13 protein-coding genes are annotated in these 15344 nt (G+C 63.2%); 10 read left to right on the top strand and 3 right to left on the bottom strand.

The features are described 5' to 3' along the window. Positions 1-28: 28 nt before the first annotated feature. From AC4BBN_RS10545 to AC4BBN_RS10520, 6 genes are all read left to right on the top strand, one after another. Positions 29-184, top strand: coding sequence for a hypothetical protein (locus tag AC4BBN_RS10545; RefSeq protein WP_490591938.1), 156 nt, complete (start codon positions 29-31; stop codon positions 182-184). Beyond that, positions 181-3729 (top strand): indolepyruvate ferredoxin oxidoreductase family protein, encoded by a 3549-nt coding sequence (locus AC4BBN_RS10540; RefSeq protein WP_490591937.1) that lies wholly within the window; start codon positions 181-183, stop codon positions 3727-3729. The genes AC4BBN_RS10545 and AC4BBN_RS10540 overlap by 4 nt, the downstream gene beginning before the upstream one ends. A 195-nt stretch (positions 3730-3924) precedes the next feature. Further along, positions 3925-4260 (top strand): preprotein translocase subunit YajC, encoded by a 336-nt coding sequence (yajC, locus tag AC4BBN_RS10535; RefSeq protein WP_490591936.1) that lies wholly within the window; start codon positions 3925-3927, stop codon positions 4258-4260. Between the two features lie 27 nt (positions 4261-4287). Further along, a complete protein-coding gene (gene secD, locus AC4BBN_RS10530) occupies positions 4288-6168 on the top strand; it encodes a protein translocase subunit SecD (RefSeq protein ID WP_490591935.1) in 1881 nt (626 codons plus the stop codon). 12 nt (positions 6169-6180) lie between these two features. Next, entirely contained in the window at positions 6181-7131 is a 951-nt protein-coding gene (secF, locus tag AC4BBN_RS10525) for a protein translocase subunit SecF (RefSeq protein ID WP_490591934.1), read from the top strand. 14 nt (positions 7132-7145) lie between these two features. Beyond that, the gene (locus AC4BBN_RS10520) at positions 7146-9572 is read left to right on the top strand and encodes a DUF1631 family protein (RefSeq protein ID WP_490591933.1); all 2427 of its coding nucleotides are present in this window, start codon (positions 7146-7148) and stop codon (positions 9570-9572) included. 22 nt (positions 9573-9594) lie between these two features. On the opposite strand, the gene AC4BBN_RS10515 is transcribed toward AC4BBN_RS10520, so the two are convergent. From AC4BBN_RS10515 to AC4BBN_RS10505, 3 genes are read right to left on the bottom strand one after another with little or no spacing between them, the layout of a single operon-like run. Next, entirely contained in the window at positions 9595-10098 is a 504-nt protein-coding gene (locus AC4BBN_RS10515) for a Smg family protein (RefSeq protein WP_490591932.1), read from the bottom strand. A 45-nt stretch (positions 10099-10143) separates the two neighbouring features. Continuing rightward, positions 10144-11289 carry a DNA-processing protein DprA gene (dprA, locus tag AC4BBN_RS10510; protein ID WP_490591931.1) on the bottom strand — a complete coding sequence of 382 codons (1146 nt, stop codon included), beginning with the start codon at positions 11287-11289 and terminating at the stop codon, positions 10144-10146. Between the two features lie 11 nt (positions 11290-11300). Then, the gene (locus tag AC4BBN_RS10505; protein WP_490592855.1) at positions 11301-12515 is read right to left on the bottom strand and encodes a LysM peptidoglycan-binding domain-containing protein; all 1215 of its coding nucleotides are present in this window, start codon (positions 12513-12515) and stop codon (positions 11301-11303) included. 271 nt (positions 12516-12786) lie between these two features. Between AC4BBN_RS10505 and def the strand changes: the two genes are divergently transcribed. From def to AC4BBN_RS10485, 4 genes are read left to right on the top strand one after another with little or no spacing between them, the layout of a single operon-like run. Beyond that, complete coding sequence (gene def, locus AC4BBN_RS10500; RefSeq protein ID WP_490591930.1) at positions 12787-13308, top strand: peptide deformylase; 522 nt, start codon at positions 12787-12789, stop codon at positions 13306-13308. Beyond that, on the top strand, positions 13308-14273 hold the full coding sequence (fmt, locus tag AC4BBN_RS10495) for a methionyl-tRNA formyltransferase (RefSeq protein ID WP_490591929.1): 966 nt from the start codon (positions 13308-13310) through the stop codon (positions 14271-14273). Before def ends, fmt begins: the two co-directional genes overlap by 1 nt. Further along, positions 14273-15007, top strand: coding sequence for an AzlC family ABC transporter permease (locus AC4BBN_RS10490; protein WP_490591928.1), 735 nt, complete (start codon positions 14273-14275; stop codon positions 15005-15007). The genes fmt and AC4BBN_RS10490 overlap by 1 nt, the downstream gene beginning before the upstream one ends. Next, positions 15004-15342, top strand: a complete 339-nt coding sequence (locus tag AC4BBN_RS10485) for an AzlD domain-containing protein (RefSeq protein ID WP_490591927.1) — start codon at positions 15004-15006, stop codon at positions 15340-15342. Before AC4BBN_RS10490 ends, AC4BBN_RS10485 begins: the two co-directional genes overlap by 4 nt. The last annotated feature ends 2 nt before the right edge of the window (positions 15343-15344 follow it).

Here is a 15344-nt window from a genome sequence, read left to right as displayed (position 1 = left end):
GGAGCCCACTCCGTTGGAGACAAGCACGATGAATGCACCGTTGCCCGACAGCATCCGCAAGGCCCTGGAAAGTGCCTCTCTGGACGACAAGCCGCATAGCGGCTTGCGCCGAAGGCACACATACAGCGCGGGCGGCGTAGCCGGACGCACGGTATTTGGCGTCGAGCCAGGAGGTACGGTATGAACGCCCCGCTACCTGAACACATTCTCCAGGCCCTGGAAACGGTCACGCTCGACGACAAATACCGCCTGGAACACGGGCGCGCCTTCATGAGCGGGGTGCAAGCCCTGGTCAAACTGCCCATGCTGCAGCAGCTGCGCGACGTGCAGGCCGGGCACCACACGGCGGGCTTCATCAGCGGCTACCGAGGCTCACCGCTGGGCACCTACGACCAGGCGCTGTGGAAGGCCGAGAAATACCTGAGGGCGCAGAACATCGTGTTCCAGCCCGGCGTGAACGAAGAGCTGGCCGCCACGGCAGTCTGGGGCACACAGCAGCTGGGCTTTTCCCCCCCGGGCACCAACAAGTTCGACGGCGTGTTCGGCATCTGGTACGGCAAGGGGCCGGGCGCGGACCGCTGCTCCGACGTGTTCAAGCACGCCAACATGGCCGGCACCACAGCCTTGGGCGGCGTGATCGCGGTGGCGGGCGACGACCATATTTCCAAAAGCTCCACCGCCGCCCACCAGAGCGACCACATCTTCAAGGCCTGCGGCTTGCCCGTGTTCTTCCCCACCAATGTGCAGGAGATCCTGGACCTGGGCCTGCATGCGTTTGCCATGAGCCGCTTCTCCGGCGTGTGGGCCGGCATGAAGACCATCCAGGAAATCGTTGAGTCCAGCGCCACGGTGTGGGTGGACCCGGAGCGGGTGCACATCCAAATCCCCACAGACTTTCTGATGCCGCCCGGTGGCCTGCACATCCGCTGGCCCGACCACGCGCTGGAGCAGGAGGCGCGCCTCATGCACTACAAGTGGTACGCCGCCCTGGCCTACATCCGCGCCAACCGCCTGAACTACAACGTGATCGAGGGCCCCCACGATAGATTCGGCGTGATCGCTAGCGGCAAGGCCTACAACGACACGCGCCAGGCGCTGCTTGATTTAGGGTTAGATGACGCAACGTGCCGCCGCATCGGCCTGCGCCTGCACAAGGTCGCCGTGGTCTGGCCGCTGGAGGCCCAGCTGACGCGTGAATTCGCCACCGGCCTGCAAGAGATTCTGGTGGTCGAAGAAAAGCGCCAGGTCATCGAATACCAGCTGAAGGAAGAGCTGTACAACTGGCGCGCCGATGTGCGGCCGAATGTGCTGGGCAAGTTCAACGAGCCCGAGGGCGACCTCAGCGGCGGCGAGTGGTCCATGGCCAACCCGACCGCCAACACCTTGCTGCGCGCCAATGCCGACCTGTCGCCCGCACTGATCGCCCGCGCCCTGGCCCAGCGTCTGAAGAAGCTGGGTGTCGATGCCGACGTGACGGCCCGTATCGACGCCCACCTGGCCGTGCTGGACGCGCAAGACAGCGCCTTGCGCGCGCTCAGCCAGCGCCATGCGCCGGTGGCCCGCCTGCCCTGGTACTGCTCGGGCTGCCCGCACAACACCAGCACCGTGGTGCCGGACGGTTCGCGCGCCATGGGCGGCATAGGCTGCCACTTTATGGCGACCTGGATGGACCGCAGCACGGTGGGCTTCACCCAGATGGGCGGCGAGGGCGTGCCCTGGGTGGGCCAGCAGCCCTTCACCACAGACCAGCACATCTTTGCCAACCTGGGCGACGGCACGTACTTCCACAGCGGTTTGCTGGCGATACGCCAGGCCATTGCCGCCGGGGTCAACATCACCTACAAAATTCTGTACAACGACGCCGTGGCCATGACCGGCGGCCAGCAGGTCGGCGAGCGCCCGGAAGGTCACTCGGTTGTGCAGATAGCGCAGTCTGTGCTTGCGGAAGGCGCTATCAAAACCGTAGTGGTAACGGACGAGCCGGAGAAGTACCAGGGCGTGGCGCTGGCGCCCGGTGTGGAGGTCAAGCACCGCGACCTGCTGGACGATATCCAGCGTGCATTCCGCGAGATCCAAGGCACGACCATCATCATCTACGACCAGACCTGCGCCACCGAAAAGCGCCGTCGCCGCAAGCGCGGCACCCTGGTGGACCCGGCCGTGCGCGTGGTCATCAACGAGCTGGTTTGCGAGGGCTGCGGCGACTGCGGCGACCAGAGCAACTGCCTGAGCGTGGAGCCGCTGGAAACCCCGTTTGGCCGCAAGCGCCAGATCAACCAGTCCAGCTGCAACAAGGACCTGAGCTGCGTGAAAGGCTTCTGCCCCAGCTTTGTCACGGTAGAAGGCGGGCAACTGCGCAAAAAGCGCGGCGACCAGGCGGCATCGCCCTTCAGCGGCGGCCCGCTGCCCGAGCCCCACTGGGCCAGCACCGCCACGGTGTGGGGCATTGTGGTGGCCGGCGTGGGCGGTACCGGCGTCATCACCATAGGCCAGCTGCTGGGCGTGGCCGCGCACCTGGAGGGCAAGGGCATCGTCACCCAGGACGCGGCCGGCCTGGCGCAAAAAGGCGGCGCAACCTGGAGCCATGTGTTGATCGCCGACACGCAGGACAGCATCCGCACCACCCGCGTGGGCCAGGCGGCGGCCGACCTGATTTTGGGCTGCGACCCGGTGGTCACCGCCGCAGCGGAAACCCTGCTGCGCATGCGTCCGGGCCGTACCCAGGTGGTGTTGAACACGCACAGCGCACCCACGGCAGCCTTTGTGCACAACGCCGACTGGACCAACCCCGGCGAGGCCTGCGGGGCCGACATCCTGCAGGCCGCGGGGGCTGGCGGGGTGAGCAGTTTCGACTTTGACGCCGCCGCCAACCGCCTGATGGGCGACAGCCTCTACGCCAACCCCATGCAGCTGGGCTACGCCTGGCAAAAGGGCTGGGTACCGCTGCAGCTGGACTCGCTGCTGCGCGCCATCGAGCTCAACAATATGGCGGTGGAGGCCAACAAGACCGCCTTCGCCTGGGGGTGCCGCGCCGCGCTGGACCCGGCTGGCGTCGCGACGCCAGCCCAGCCCATTACCTGGCATAAGCGCGAATCGCTTGATGCGATGGTCCAGCGCCGGGTGGAGTTCCTGACGGGCTACCAGAATGCCGCCTATGCCGACAGCTACCGTACTTTTGTTGCCCAGGTGCGCCAGGCCGAGCAGCCGCTAAATTCCCGCCTGCCGCTGACCGAGGCCGTGGCCCGCTACCTGTTCAAGCTAATGGCCTACAAGGATGAGTACGAGGTGGCGCGGCTGCAGACCGACCCGGCCTTCCTGGCCCGGATTGGCGAGCAGTTTGAGGGCGACTTCCACCTGCACTACCACCTGGCGCCGCCGCTGCTGTCCCGCAAGAACGCCAAGGGAGAGCTGCAAAAGCGCAAGTTCGGCCCGGCCACCGGCTTGCTGCTGCGCTGGCTCGCCCGGTTCAAGGGCTTGCGCGGCACGCCGTTCGACCCGTTTGGCTACCAGGCCGAGCGCCGAGCAGAGCGTGCCCTGGTGGACGAATACCGGGCCAGCATTGCCCAGATGCTGCCGGTTTTGACGCCCGCCAACCATGCAGCGGCGCTGGCGCTGGCCCGCATTCCGGAGCGCATCCGCGGCTATGGCCACATCAAGCAGCGGCACCTGGTGGCCGCCCGGCTTGAATGGGCCACGCAGATGGCCACTTTTAACTTGAATACGAAATAGGCTTCTAGCGCTTTTATTACCTGCGCTGGAAGCTATATTAAATATAGCAACCCTTGGGCGGGTACGCCCGGCCTGTGCTCGGTTTGGGCGCAGCAATCCTGACGCATACAATCGGCGTTGCCCTCGCCTGGCGGGTTCGCGCTCGCCGCGCCCTGCCTGCGGGTTTTATTTTGTATTTCGAAGTTGGAGCCATTTGTGTTCATTTCCTCTGCTTTTGCCCAAACTGCCCCCGCTGCTGCAGCTGCTGGTGGCGACATGATGTCGTCCATTACGGGCATGCTCCCGCTGATCCTGATGTTCGTGGTGCTGTACTTCGTGATGATCCGCCCCCAGATGAAAAAGCAGAAAGAGCACCGCGCCATGATCGACGCGCTGGCCAAGGGCGATGAAGTCGCCACCACCGGCGGTCTGCTGGGCAAGGTCACCAAGCTGGGTGACGGCTTTGTCAGCCTGGAAATCGCCAACGGCGTTGAAGTACAGCTGCAACGCAGCGCAGTCGTCCAAGTCATGCCCAAGGGCACGGTTAAATAATTAGAAGCTGGAAGCGCAAGCGCGATCATGAATCGATACCCGGTATGGAAGTACGTGATCCTTCTGGTCGCGCTACTGGTGGGGACCATTTACACCCTGCCCAATTTCTTTGGTGAAGCACCCGCGGTGCAGGTCTCGGCGGCCCGCTCTTCGGTCAAGATCGACAGCACTACGCTAGCCAAGGTGCAAGAGGCCTTGGCCGCCAATAGCCTGACGCCCACGCTGGTCGAGATCGAGGGCAACTCGGTCAAGGCCCGCTTTGACTCCACCGACAGCCAACTCAAGGCCAAGGACGTGGTGCAAAAGGCCCTGGTGCCCGATGCCAACGACGCAAGCTATGTGGTGGCGTTGAATTTGCTGTCGCGTTCGCCTTCGTGGCTGACCGCCCTGCGCGCCGTGCCCATGTATCTGGGCCTGGACTTGCGTGGCGGCGTGCACTTTATGTTGCAGGTGGACATGCAGGCCGCGTTGACGAAGAAGGCCGAGTCGCTGACCGGCGACCTGCGCACCAGCATGCGCGATAAGAACGTGCGCCACAGCGGTATCAGCCGCAATGGCCAGGCGATTGAAGTGCGCTTCCGCGACAGCGAAACCCTGGCCGCCGGCAAGGCCGTGGTGCAAGACCAGTTCCCCGACCTGATCACCACCGATGCGCCCGACGGCACCGAATACAAGCTCACCGCCACCATCCGCCCCGAGGCCGCGCGCCGCGTGCAGGACCAGGCGCTGAAGCAGAACATCACCACCCTGCACAACCGTATCAACGAACTCGGCGTGTCCGAGCCGGTGATCCAGCAGCAGGGCCTGGACCGTATCGTGGTGCAACTGCCCGGTGTGCAGGACACCGCCAAGGCCAAGGACATTCTCGGCCGTACCGCCACACTGGAAGTGCGCCTGGTGGACGAAAGTACCGAAGCCGCCGCTGCAGCCGTGGGCTCTGGCGCCGTACCGTTTGGCGACGAGCGCTATCTGGAGCGCAGCGGCCAGCCGGTGATCGTCAAGAAGCAGGTCGTGCTAACCGGCGAAAACCTGACCGATGCCCAGCCCGGCTTTGAAAGCCAGACCCAGGAGCCCACCGTCAACCTGACGCTGGACGCCAAGGGTTCGCGCATCTTCAAGGACGTCACGCGTGAAAACATCGGTAAGCGCATGGCCATCATCCTGTTCGAAAAGGGCAAAGGCGAGGTCGTGACCGCACCGGTGATCCGTTCCGAAATCGCCGGTGGCCGTGTGCAGATCTCGGGCCGCATGACCACCCAGGAAGCCAGCGACACTGCGCTGCTGCTGCGCGCCGGCTCGTTGGCTGCGCCGATGGAAATCATCGAAGAGCGCACCATTGGCCCCAGCTTAGGTGCGGAAAACATCTCCAAGGGCTTCCACAGTGTGCTGTGGGGCTTCCTGACCGTGGCGGCCTTCATGTGCGGCTACTACATGCTGTTTGGCGTGTTCTCCAGTATTGCGTTGGCGTTCAACTTGCTGCTGCTGGTGGCCGTGCTGTCCATGCTGCAAGCTACCCTGACCCTGCCGGGTATGGCGGCCATGGCCCTGGTACTGGGTATGGCCATCGACTCCAACGTGCTGATCAACGAACGCGTGCGTGAGGAGCTGCGTGCCGGCGCCTCGCCGCAGGCCGCCATCCACGCCGGTTTTGACCGCGCCTGGGCGACGATTCTGGATTCGAACATCACCAGCGCTATAGTGGGTATCGCACTGCTGGCATTTGGCTCCGGCCCGGTGCGGGGCTTCGCGGTGGTGCACGTGCTGGGCATTGCGACCAGCATCTTCTCCAGCGTGTTCTTCTCGCGCGGCTTGGTGAACCTGTGGTACGGCCGCCAGAAGAAGCTCAAGAGTGTGTCGATTGGCACGGTGTGGCGTCCTGACGCTGCTGTTGAAACGAACGCCAAGTAAGGACGCGACACCATGGAGTTTTTCAAGATCCACCGCGACATCCCGTTCATGCGGCATGCCCTGGTGTTCAATATCATTTCCTTCCTCACTTTTGTGGCGGCGGTGTTCTTCCTGTTCTCGCGCGGGCTGCACCTGTCGGTGGAGTTCACTGGCGGTACCCTGATGGAGGTCAGCTATTCCCAGCCGGCTGACCTGACCAAGGTGCGTGCGGTCGTGGGCGGCCTGGGTCTGCAGGATGTGCAGGTGCAGAACTTCGGCACTTCGCAGGACGTGCTGATCCGCATGCCGGTTCAAAAGGGCGTGACCTCGGCCCAGCAAAGCGACCAGGTACTGACCGCGCTGAAAACCGAAGATGCTTCAGTGCAGCTCAAGCGCACCGAGTTTGTCGGCCCGCAAGTCGGCGATGAGCTGGCGGTTGACGGCCTGAAGGCGCTGGCCTTTGTGGTCGTGGGCATCATGCTGTATTTGGCCGTCCGGTTTGAGTGGAAGTTTGCGGTGGCGGCCATCTTCGCCAACTTGCACGATGTGGTCATCATCCTGGGCTTTTTTGCCTTCTTCCAGTGGGAATTCTCGCTGCCGGTGCTGGCAGCGGTGCTGGCCGTGCTGGGCTACTCGGTAAACGAATCGGTGGTGATTTTTGACCGCATACGCGAGAACTTCCGCCGCATGCGCAAGATGACGCCGATGCAGGTAATCGACAACGCGATCACCTCCACCATCAGCCGCACTATCATTACCCACGGCTCGACCCAGATCATGGTGCTGTCCATGCTGCTGTTCGGTGGCCCGACCTTGCATTACTTCGCGCTTGCGCTCACTATTGGTATCTGCTTCGGTATTTACTCATCCGTGTTCGTGGCTGCGGCGATTGCCATGTGGCTCGGTATCCAGCGAGAAGATCTAGTGAAGTCGTCCTCCAAGAAAGAAGATCCCAACGATCCCAACGCAGGTGCGACTGTCTGACCTGCTTTTGATGTATGGCCGCAGCCACTCCTTCTTCTGCTGACCTACAACTCGCTCGCACGGCGCGCGAGAGCTTTGTCACGGAGGCGTGCCACGGCCTGGAGGTCACCGCACGCGTAGTGGGGGCCCGGCTGACGACCCTGATAGAGGAAGTTCGTCCGGCGCGCGAGATGCAGGAGCGACGTGATGCCTGGACCGCATTCCAGCGCCAGGGGCGCGTGTGGGAGCAGGCAACAGCCAATGCGTGGCGCCAGGCATTAAAGCCACAGGCGCCGGCCTTGCCAGCGCGCAGCTCGTCCATGCAGTTCGAGTTGATGGGCGACGATGTGGTCGAAAACAAGATCCTGGCTTCGCGGCTGTCGCTTTCCATCCAGGATCGGCTGGCCGAGCCCTATGCCAATGCCAGTGCCGCCTTGCAGCAGCTGGAAGGGCGAGGCGAGCTCACCGCACAGGACCCTTTGCGCCCCGAGGTATTGATGCTGTTGTTGGTAGAGCAATGGGCGAGCTCTGGTCTGCCACGCAATACGCTGCAACTGGTCACCGATGTCTTGCAGCGTGAACTTGGCACACATCTGCTGGCGGCCTATGAGGCTTGCAACGCTTTCTTGTTATCCAGCGGTGTGGAGGTCCTATCAGATTTGCGTGGTCGGGTGAAGCGTACAGCCGCTGGTTCAGCGTCCGATGCACCTCGGTTCACTAAAGAGCCGCAGTTCCGCCCGGGAGATGAGGATTCTGAATGGGACGGAATGCATAGCGTGCCGTCTTCGTATTCAGGAGTCGGATTTACGGATGCTCGCGGCCCGGGCGCTACCACGAGGCCGTTTGGCACAGCAGGCAGCCCAGGCACTGCTGCGCAAGGTGTGACGAATAACCAGGGAGCTGCACAGCGTGGGCACCATCCGGCGGACGAAACCCGCATGATGACGGTGGCTTCGCCTATGTTGCGGGCGCGGCGTCGTGCCCAGGGCGTCATGGGCCATTTAAAGCGCATGCTGAGTGACCATGTGAGTGGCTTTGATGCCACCGTGGCGCAACCAATTTCACCGGCACTGGCGCGCGCCGTGGCGCGCCCTGAAGACGGAGGCAGTACCAGCCCCTTGCCCATCGGCATGATGTCCACCGGCCGCTACGAATATGGCCAAGCAGATGTTTCCCAGGCTGCGAACATTCTGCGCGAGCGCTCCAACCAGCTCAAACAGAAAGCCTCCACCGCCTCGGAAAAAGCCACCATCGAGATTGTGGCCCTGATGTTCCAGAGCATCCTGGCCGAAGAGCGTATCCCTCCGTCGGCGCGTGTCTGGTTCGCCCGTTTGCAGCTACCGGTGCTGCGTGTAGCCCTGGCTGAGCCCGAGTTTTTTGGTACGGTGGACCACCCGGCACGCCAGTTGATCGACCGCATGGGCTCTTGCGTCATGGGCTTCGATGCCAGTGCGATTGGCGGTACTGCGCTGGAGTCCGAGATTCGGCGTGTGGTGCAGGTGATCGAGCAGTATCCGGAAACCGGCCGCCGTGTGTTCCAACTGGTCTACGACGAATTTGTTCTCTTCCTGTCCAAGCACCTGACAGAAAAAGGCAGTACCCAGCGCTTGGTGACGCTGGCGCAGCAGGTGGAGCAAAAAGAAACCTTGGCCATCCAGTACACCATTGAGCTGCGCAATATGCTCAAGGACATGCCGGTGCGTGAGGAGATCCGCGAGTTCCTGTTCAAGGTCTGGGCCGAGGCTCTGGCACTGGCTGCCGTACGCAACGGCCGGCAGCACGAAGAAACCGTGGCTTTGAAGAAGGCCGCCTCGGAGTTGGTCTGGTCGGCCAGCGCCAAGCCCAACCGGGCCGATCGCGCACGCGTTATCCAGAGCCTTCCCATGCTGCTGCAGCGCTTGCGCCAAGGCATGGGTCTGCTGGGCCTGGATACGGCCGCGCAGGAAGGGCATATCAAGCGTATCAGCGATACCCTAGCCGACGCCTTCATGTCCAAGACCGAGGCCATTCCGCAGTCACGGCTAGAAGCCATGTCGGTGCATCTGGCGAATCTGGAAGACTTCTTCAGCGATGACGATCTGGGCGACCTGCCGCTGGACGCCGAAAATATTGAAATGATGCTGGGTATGGATGCCTCCAGCATCGATGTGATTGCTGATGGCGGCTCCAAGCCCAGCGAAGCCATGCTGGCCTGGGCGCAAGAGCTGCAACTAGGTCACTGGTTTGTGCTGGACCATAACCGCCAGGTCAACCGTGTGCAATTTGCATGGCGCAGCGAGCGCAAGCAGCTGCATTTGTTTGCCTCTATGGACGGGCATAGCTATTTGATCCAGGCGCGCCGCCTGGCGGCCTATCTGCAGGCCGGCCTGCTAGTTCCGCAGGAAGACGAGGCTCTGACCCTGCGCGCCACCCGTGACGCCCTGAACAAGCTGGACGCGAATCCCGAACGCCTCCTGGCCTGACACCTAGGCGCCACGCGGGGAGTCAGTGCGCGATACGCTCCGATGCGTCGTCGCAGAGTTCGTCCAGCACCAGGGCGTCGGGTTCTTCGCCAAAACTCCAGTAGACCATCAGGATGATGATTTTCAGGTCGTCCAGGCAGACCGGGTTATCACCCGTGGCCATGGCGCGGTCCAGCACGATTTCCCGCATGGCAGCTGGCAGCACCCCGGCATCTTCCAGAAAGCAGATGAAGCCCAGGCAATCCGCACCCAGCCTATCTTGCTCAGCCACCGAGTAGATGCGCATGCTGTCGAGCGTGGGCAAAACGGTAGGTGGCAAGTTGGTCAGCGTGCCCGGCGTGCGTGCGATCAGGGCCGGGTCTGTGCCCATGGCGGCCCGTTGCAGGCCATCCAGCCAGCGCATGGCGTCGGCGATTTCGTCTGCAGCAAAACCCACCGCGCTCAGTTTGCGTTCCAGCAGGGGGGCTTCGGGGCAGGCATCGCCCCGCCAGTAGTTCTCATAAACGAAAACAAGTACTTCAAACATGGACCCAATATAGCGCAGATCGGCGCCGTGCGACGGCGCGCGCGATCAGGTCGCCGCCATGCGCTGGAATAGTCCGCCCGGCAGGCGCGCGACGCGGTTGTCCAGCTCCAGTTCCAGCAGCTGCACCTGCAGGCTGGCGGTGTCCATGCCCGTGCGCGCCACCAGCGCGTCCAAGCTGACGGGGTCGTAGCCTAACGCGCTGAGCAAAGGATCTTTTGCGTCATTTTCGTCGCTAGCGCAGGCTTCATCTGCGCTGGCAGCTATGCTTTTGGAAGCAAGCTGGGGTTGAAGCTCGTCCAGCACGTCCTGGATGTTTTCCACCAGCTTGGCACCCTGCTTGATCAGCGCGTGGCAACCACGGGCTTGCGGTGACTGGATGGAGCCGGGAATCGCAAACACTTCTTTGCCTTGCTCGGCCGCGAGCCTGGCGGTGATCAACGAGCCCGACTGCAGCGCGGCCTCGACCACGAGCGTGCCTTGCGTGAGCCCGGCGATCAGGCGGTTTCGCTTGGGGAAGTTGGCCGGTAGCGGCGGTGTGCCCAGCAAGTATTCGCTGAGCAATACACCCTGCCGGGCAATGCGGTGCGCCAGTGCCAGGTTGCGTTTGGGGTAGACCCGGTCCAGGCCAGTGCCGACCACTGCCACCGTAGCCAACTGGTCGGCGTGTGCGCCCTCCAGCGCCCCCTGGTGGGCGGCGCTGTCCACACCCAGCGCCAGGCCGGACACGACGGTCCAGCCTGCCTGTGCGCATGCCTGCCCAAACTGCTGAGCATGCGTTTCGCCCTGGGCTGTGGGGTTGCGGCTGCCGACGATGGCTATGCTGCGCTGGTTGATGGTCTCCCACAGGTCGATGCGGCCCAGGACAAACAGCAGCAGAGGCGGGTCGGCCATGGCCAACAGTGATTCCGGGTAGAGCGCGTCACCCAGGGTGATGACGGCTCGCTGGCCCTGGGCCAAGTCGGCCTGCGCCAGCCAGCTCTCGGTGTTGTCCAACTGGGCGGCGGCATCGGGCGGCGGTAGCTGCAGGGCCTTGGCTTGCGCGGGGGTAACGAACTGCTCCAGCGAAGCTCTAGACTGTGTGAAAACGTCTTGGGGCAGGCCATAGGCAGCCAGCAGACGGCGCGCGGTTTCGTTACCTATGCCCGGCGTCATCACCAAGCGCAGCCACGCCGCCAGTTCTTCGCGCTCCATGCGTACTACGCTTAGCGCGGCGTGGTCACGCGGTCGCCAATCTTGACGCCCGACTTGATTTCTAGGATGAGTCCATAAGACAGCCGCTCGAATGGGCGGAACACCATCAGCAGGCCGTTGTTTTCGTCGGGCAGCTTGATGTCAGCTTTGCTGGGGTCGGTTTTGTCCATCATGCGCGGGCCATCGGACAGCAGCGACAGCACATGGCCGCGCTCTATACCGTCTTTGGTGCCACGGTTGATGACCACGATCTGGTTTTGTGCCGCATTGGTCACGGCGCTGCCGTAGACCGAAACAATCCGTCCATCGACGGCGCTGGCGGGTGCCCGTGGCACGAAATTCAGCAGCTCACGCTCGGGCTCGGTTACCAGGCGGTCACCAATGCTGATTTCCTCCTTGGTCGACACAATGTCGAGGCTGGCGGGGACAACATCCAGCAGTGGCTTGCCATCACGGTCTTTGTCCTTGGAAACTTGTGTGCTTTCGCTGGTCACCAATGCGGCCTTGCCGACGAACTGGGCTTCGTAGCCCAGGATTTCCTGGGTGCCGGGGTCCCTAAGAGGCGTGGCGTTGCGGAACACACGGAAGTTCAGGGGCTTGCCGCGCGCGTCGCTCAGCGGTGCGGTGGCTGGGCCACGTGCATAGGCGCGGTCGCCACGGCTCACCAGCACACGGTCTTCCTGGGTGGCGACGATGCGAGGGGCTTGCTCTAGCGTGGTGGCATCAATGATCAATGGTTCGGCCAGAAAGGGCTCGATCAAATGGGTCTTGAGTGTCGGCAGGGCGTTGTCCGAAAGCAGCTCGCTGCGTGTGCGCGGCGACAACCGCACGGTCTGGGCCACGTCGCCGGTTGGTACTGCGCCGGCCTGCAGCATGGCACGGCCGTCCTTCTTCACCAGACGCAGTTCCTGGCCAGGGTAGATCCGGTGCGGGTTACGGATTTCCTGCTGGTTCATGCCCCACAGTTCAGGCCAGCGCCAGGGGCTGGTCAAGAACAGGCCAGAAATGGCCCACAGCGTGTCGCCGGCCTTCACGGTGTAGCGGTCCGGGGCATTGGGGGCCAGGGCGCTGAGCGGTACACCAGCCTGGGCTACCTCGTTAGCAGTGGCCTGCTGGGTGGGTGAAATGGGGTAGTTCTGTGCCTGTGCAGTGGTACCTAGCATGCTGGCGCAAAGCGCCATTCCCGTCGATGCCAGGGCCCAACGTGCCCCCACTCCCGCCATCATGTATTTCATATGTTGTTGCACCACAAATGCCCGCCTGGTGGGCCGCTGCCCCGGCTGGAGCGGCTCCCTTGCAGGGCGGAAAACTTAGTCAAATTACGCGCGATTCTGCGCCCAAGCCCCTGCTTGGGCAACGAATATCCGGCACGGGCCGCTCCCCGTGTCCTAAAAGTAGCGAAAATAGCTACACACGACATACCGAATTCCAGACTGAACAGCCCCGGGCTTTTCGGCCTGGCTTTCAGTATGTCTTCGACATTTTCGGTGAGATTCCATGGCGCTACTTTCAATTCTTCAATATCCAGATCCCAAACTGCACACCTTAGCACGACCGGTTGCTGCGGTGGATGCACGCATCCGTTCCTTGATCCAGGACATGCTTGAAACCATGTACGACGCCAACGGCATCGGCCTGGCGGCGACCCAGGTGAATGTGCATGAGCGCCTGGTCGTGATCGACGTGTCCGAAGAGCGCAATGAGCCTCTGGTGCTGATCAACCCCGATATCGTTTGGGCCAGCGAAGAGCGCGTGGTGAACGACGAAGGCTGCCTGTCTGTGCCCGGTATCTATGACGGCGTGGAGCGTTCCACCCAGGTCAAGGTGTCGGCGCTGGATGGCGAGGGCGTGGTGCGCACCATCGAGGCCGAGGGACTGCTGGCCGTTTGCATCCAGCACGAGATGGACCACCTCAAGGGCAAGGTGTTTGTGGAATACCTGTCGCCGCTCAAGCGCAACCGCATCAAGAGCAAGATGCTCAAGACACGGCGCGCGCTGGGCAAGTCGGACGAGGCTTGATGCGCGTCATTTTTGCGGGCACACCCGAATTCGCCCGGGTGGCCCTGGAGGCCTTGCAGGCTGCGGGCCATGAGATCGTGCTGGCGCTGACCCAGCCGGACCGCCCCGCCGGCCGTGGCATGAAGCTGCAGGCCTCGCCTGTCAAGCAGCATGCGGTGGCCCATGGCATTCCCGTGGCCCAGCCGCGCAGCCTGCGCCTGGATGGCAAATACCCGGAAGACGCGGCCGAAGCCCAGCGCCTGTTGCAGGCTGCGCAGGCCGACGTGATGGTGGTAGTGGCTTACGGGTTGATCCTGCCGCAGTGGGTACTGGATTTGCCACGTACCGGTTGTTTGAACATCCACGCCAGCCTGCTGCCGCGCTGGCGCGGCGCAGCGCCGATCCACCGGGCCATAGAGGCGGGCGACGCCGTCACGGGCGTGACCATCATGCAAATGGATGCCGGGCTGGATACGGGCGATATGCTGCTGGTCGAGTCCCTGCCCATATTGGACAGCGACACCACCGGCAGCCTGCACGACAAGCTAGCGGCGCTGGGCGGCAGCATGGTGGTGCAGGCGCTGGCACAGCTACCCGACCTGGTACGTACGGTGCAGCCGGAAGAAGGTGTTTGTTACGCCCACAAGATAGAGAAGCGCGAAGCCGCGATCGACTGGACGCAGGACGCCAAGACCATTGTTCGCCGTATCCGCGCATTCAACCCCTTCCCCGGCGCGGCGACGCTGCTGGGCGGCGAGAGCCTGAAAGTCTGGTCAGCCTCGGTGTCGGATGCACCTGCACCCGTGGGACTGGTTTGTGGGTCAATTTGTGCTCTGACGCAGGAATACATTGCGGTAGTAGCTATGAGTTCTGTAGTACATATCCATGAATTGCAGCGTCCGGGCGGTAAGCGCTTGCCGGTGGCCGAGTTCCTCCGTGGGGCCGATGTACAGCTGGGCATGGCTTTTGAGGCGGTGGCGGCCTGATGTTCTTGCAGCGCGCGAACCGCATCCACGCCGAGTTCCGGGTGGGCGCTGCTGAGATGTGGCCGCAGGCGCCGGGAATGGCGGCCTGGGGCCTGATGACCGGCGTGGCCATGGCCAAATCTGGCATGGGCATGCTGGAGGCCTTGTTCATGGCCTTGACCGTGTTTGCAGGCAGTTCCCAGCTGGCGGCCACACCCCTGCTGGTGGCCGGCGCGCCGGCCTGGGTGGTACTGGCCACGGCGTTTTGCGTCAACCTGCGCTTCGTGGTGTTCAGCCTGCACCTGCGAGCCTACCTGGTGCATCTGCCCTGGCTGGAGCGCATCAGCCACGGCTATCTGACAACCGACATGACCTACGTGTTGTTCACCCGGCGCTTCCAGCACCCGGCGGAAGACGCCGCCGGGCGGCGCGCCCAGGAGGCCTATCTGGCGGGCAGCAACAGCGTCACCTGGGTTAGCTGGATGCTGCCCAGCATCGTGGGCATTGTGTTGGCCAACTTCATCCCCACCGCCTGGGGGCTGGGTTTTGCCGGGATTTTGTGCTTGCTGGGCATACAGTGCTCGCTGGCAACCACACGGCTGCGCCTGCTGTCGGCGGCGGTGGCTGCGATTGCGGCGGTGGTGGCCTATGCCCTGCCGTTCAAGCTAAATATCGTGGTGGCAATTGCGGTGGCGGTATTGATCTGTCTGGGCGCCGAGAAGCTGCGCCCAGCACCTGCCGGGACCGCCGCATGAACGCTGACATCGATTTCCACACCCTGGCCATCATCTGCGGCCTGGCCTGCGTGACCGTGTTGACGCGCTGCTTTTTCTTCCTGTCCAGCAAGAGCTGGAGCCTGCCCGCCTGGATGCTGCGCGGCTTGCAATACGCGCCGATTGCCGCCCTGTCGGCCGTGGTGCTGCCCGAGATCGTGATGGCGCAAGGCCATCTGATCACCACCTGGATGGACGCCCGCGTGTTTGGCGCGGCGGCCGGCGCGCTGCTGTATTTCTGGCGGCGCGACGTGTTGTTGACCATCGTGGCCGGCATGGCCGTGTACCTGCCGTTGCATCTGGGGTTAGGCTGGTAAGC

The organism is Rhodoferax sp. SPJ21 (assembly GCF_058216335.1).
Note: the sequence above shows the minus strand (reverse complement) of the source record. Positions and strands in the feature narration are given on the sequence as shown.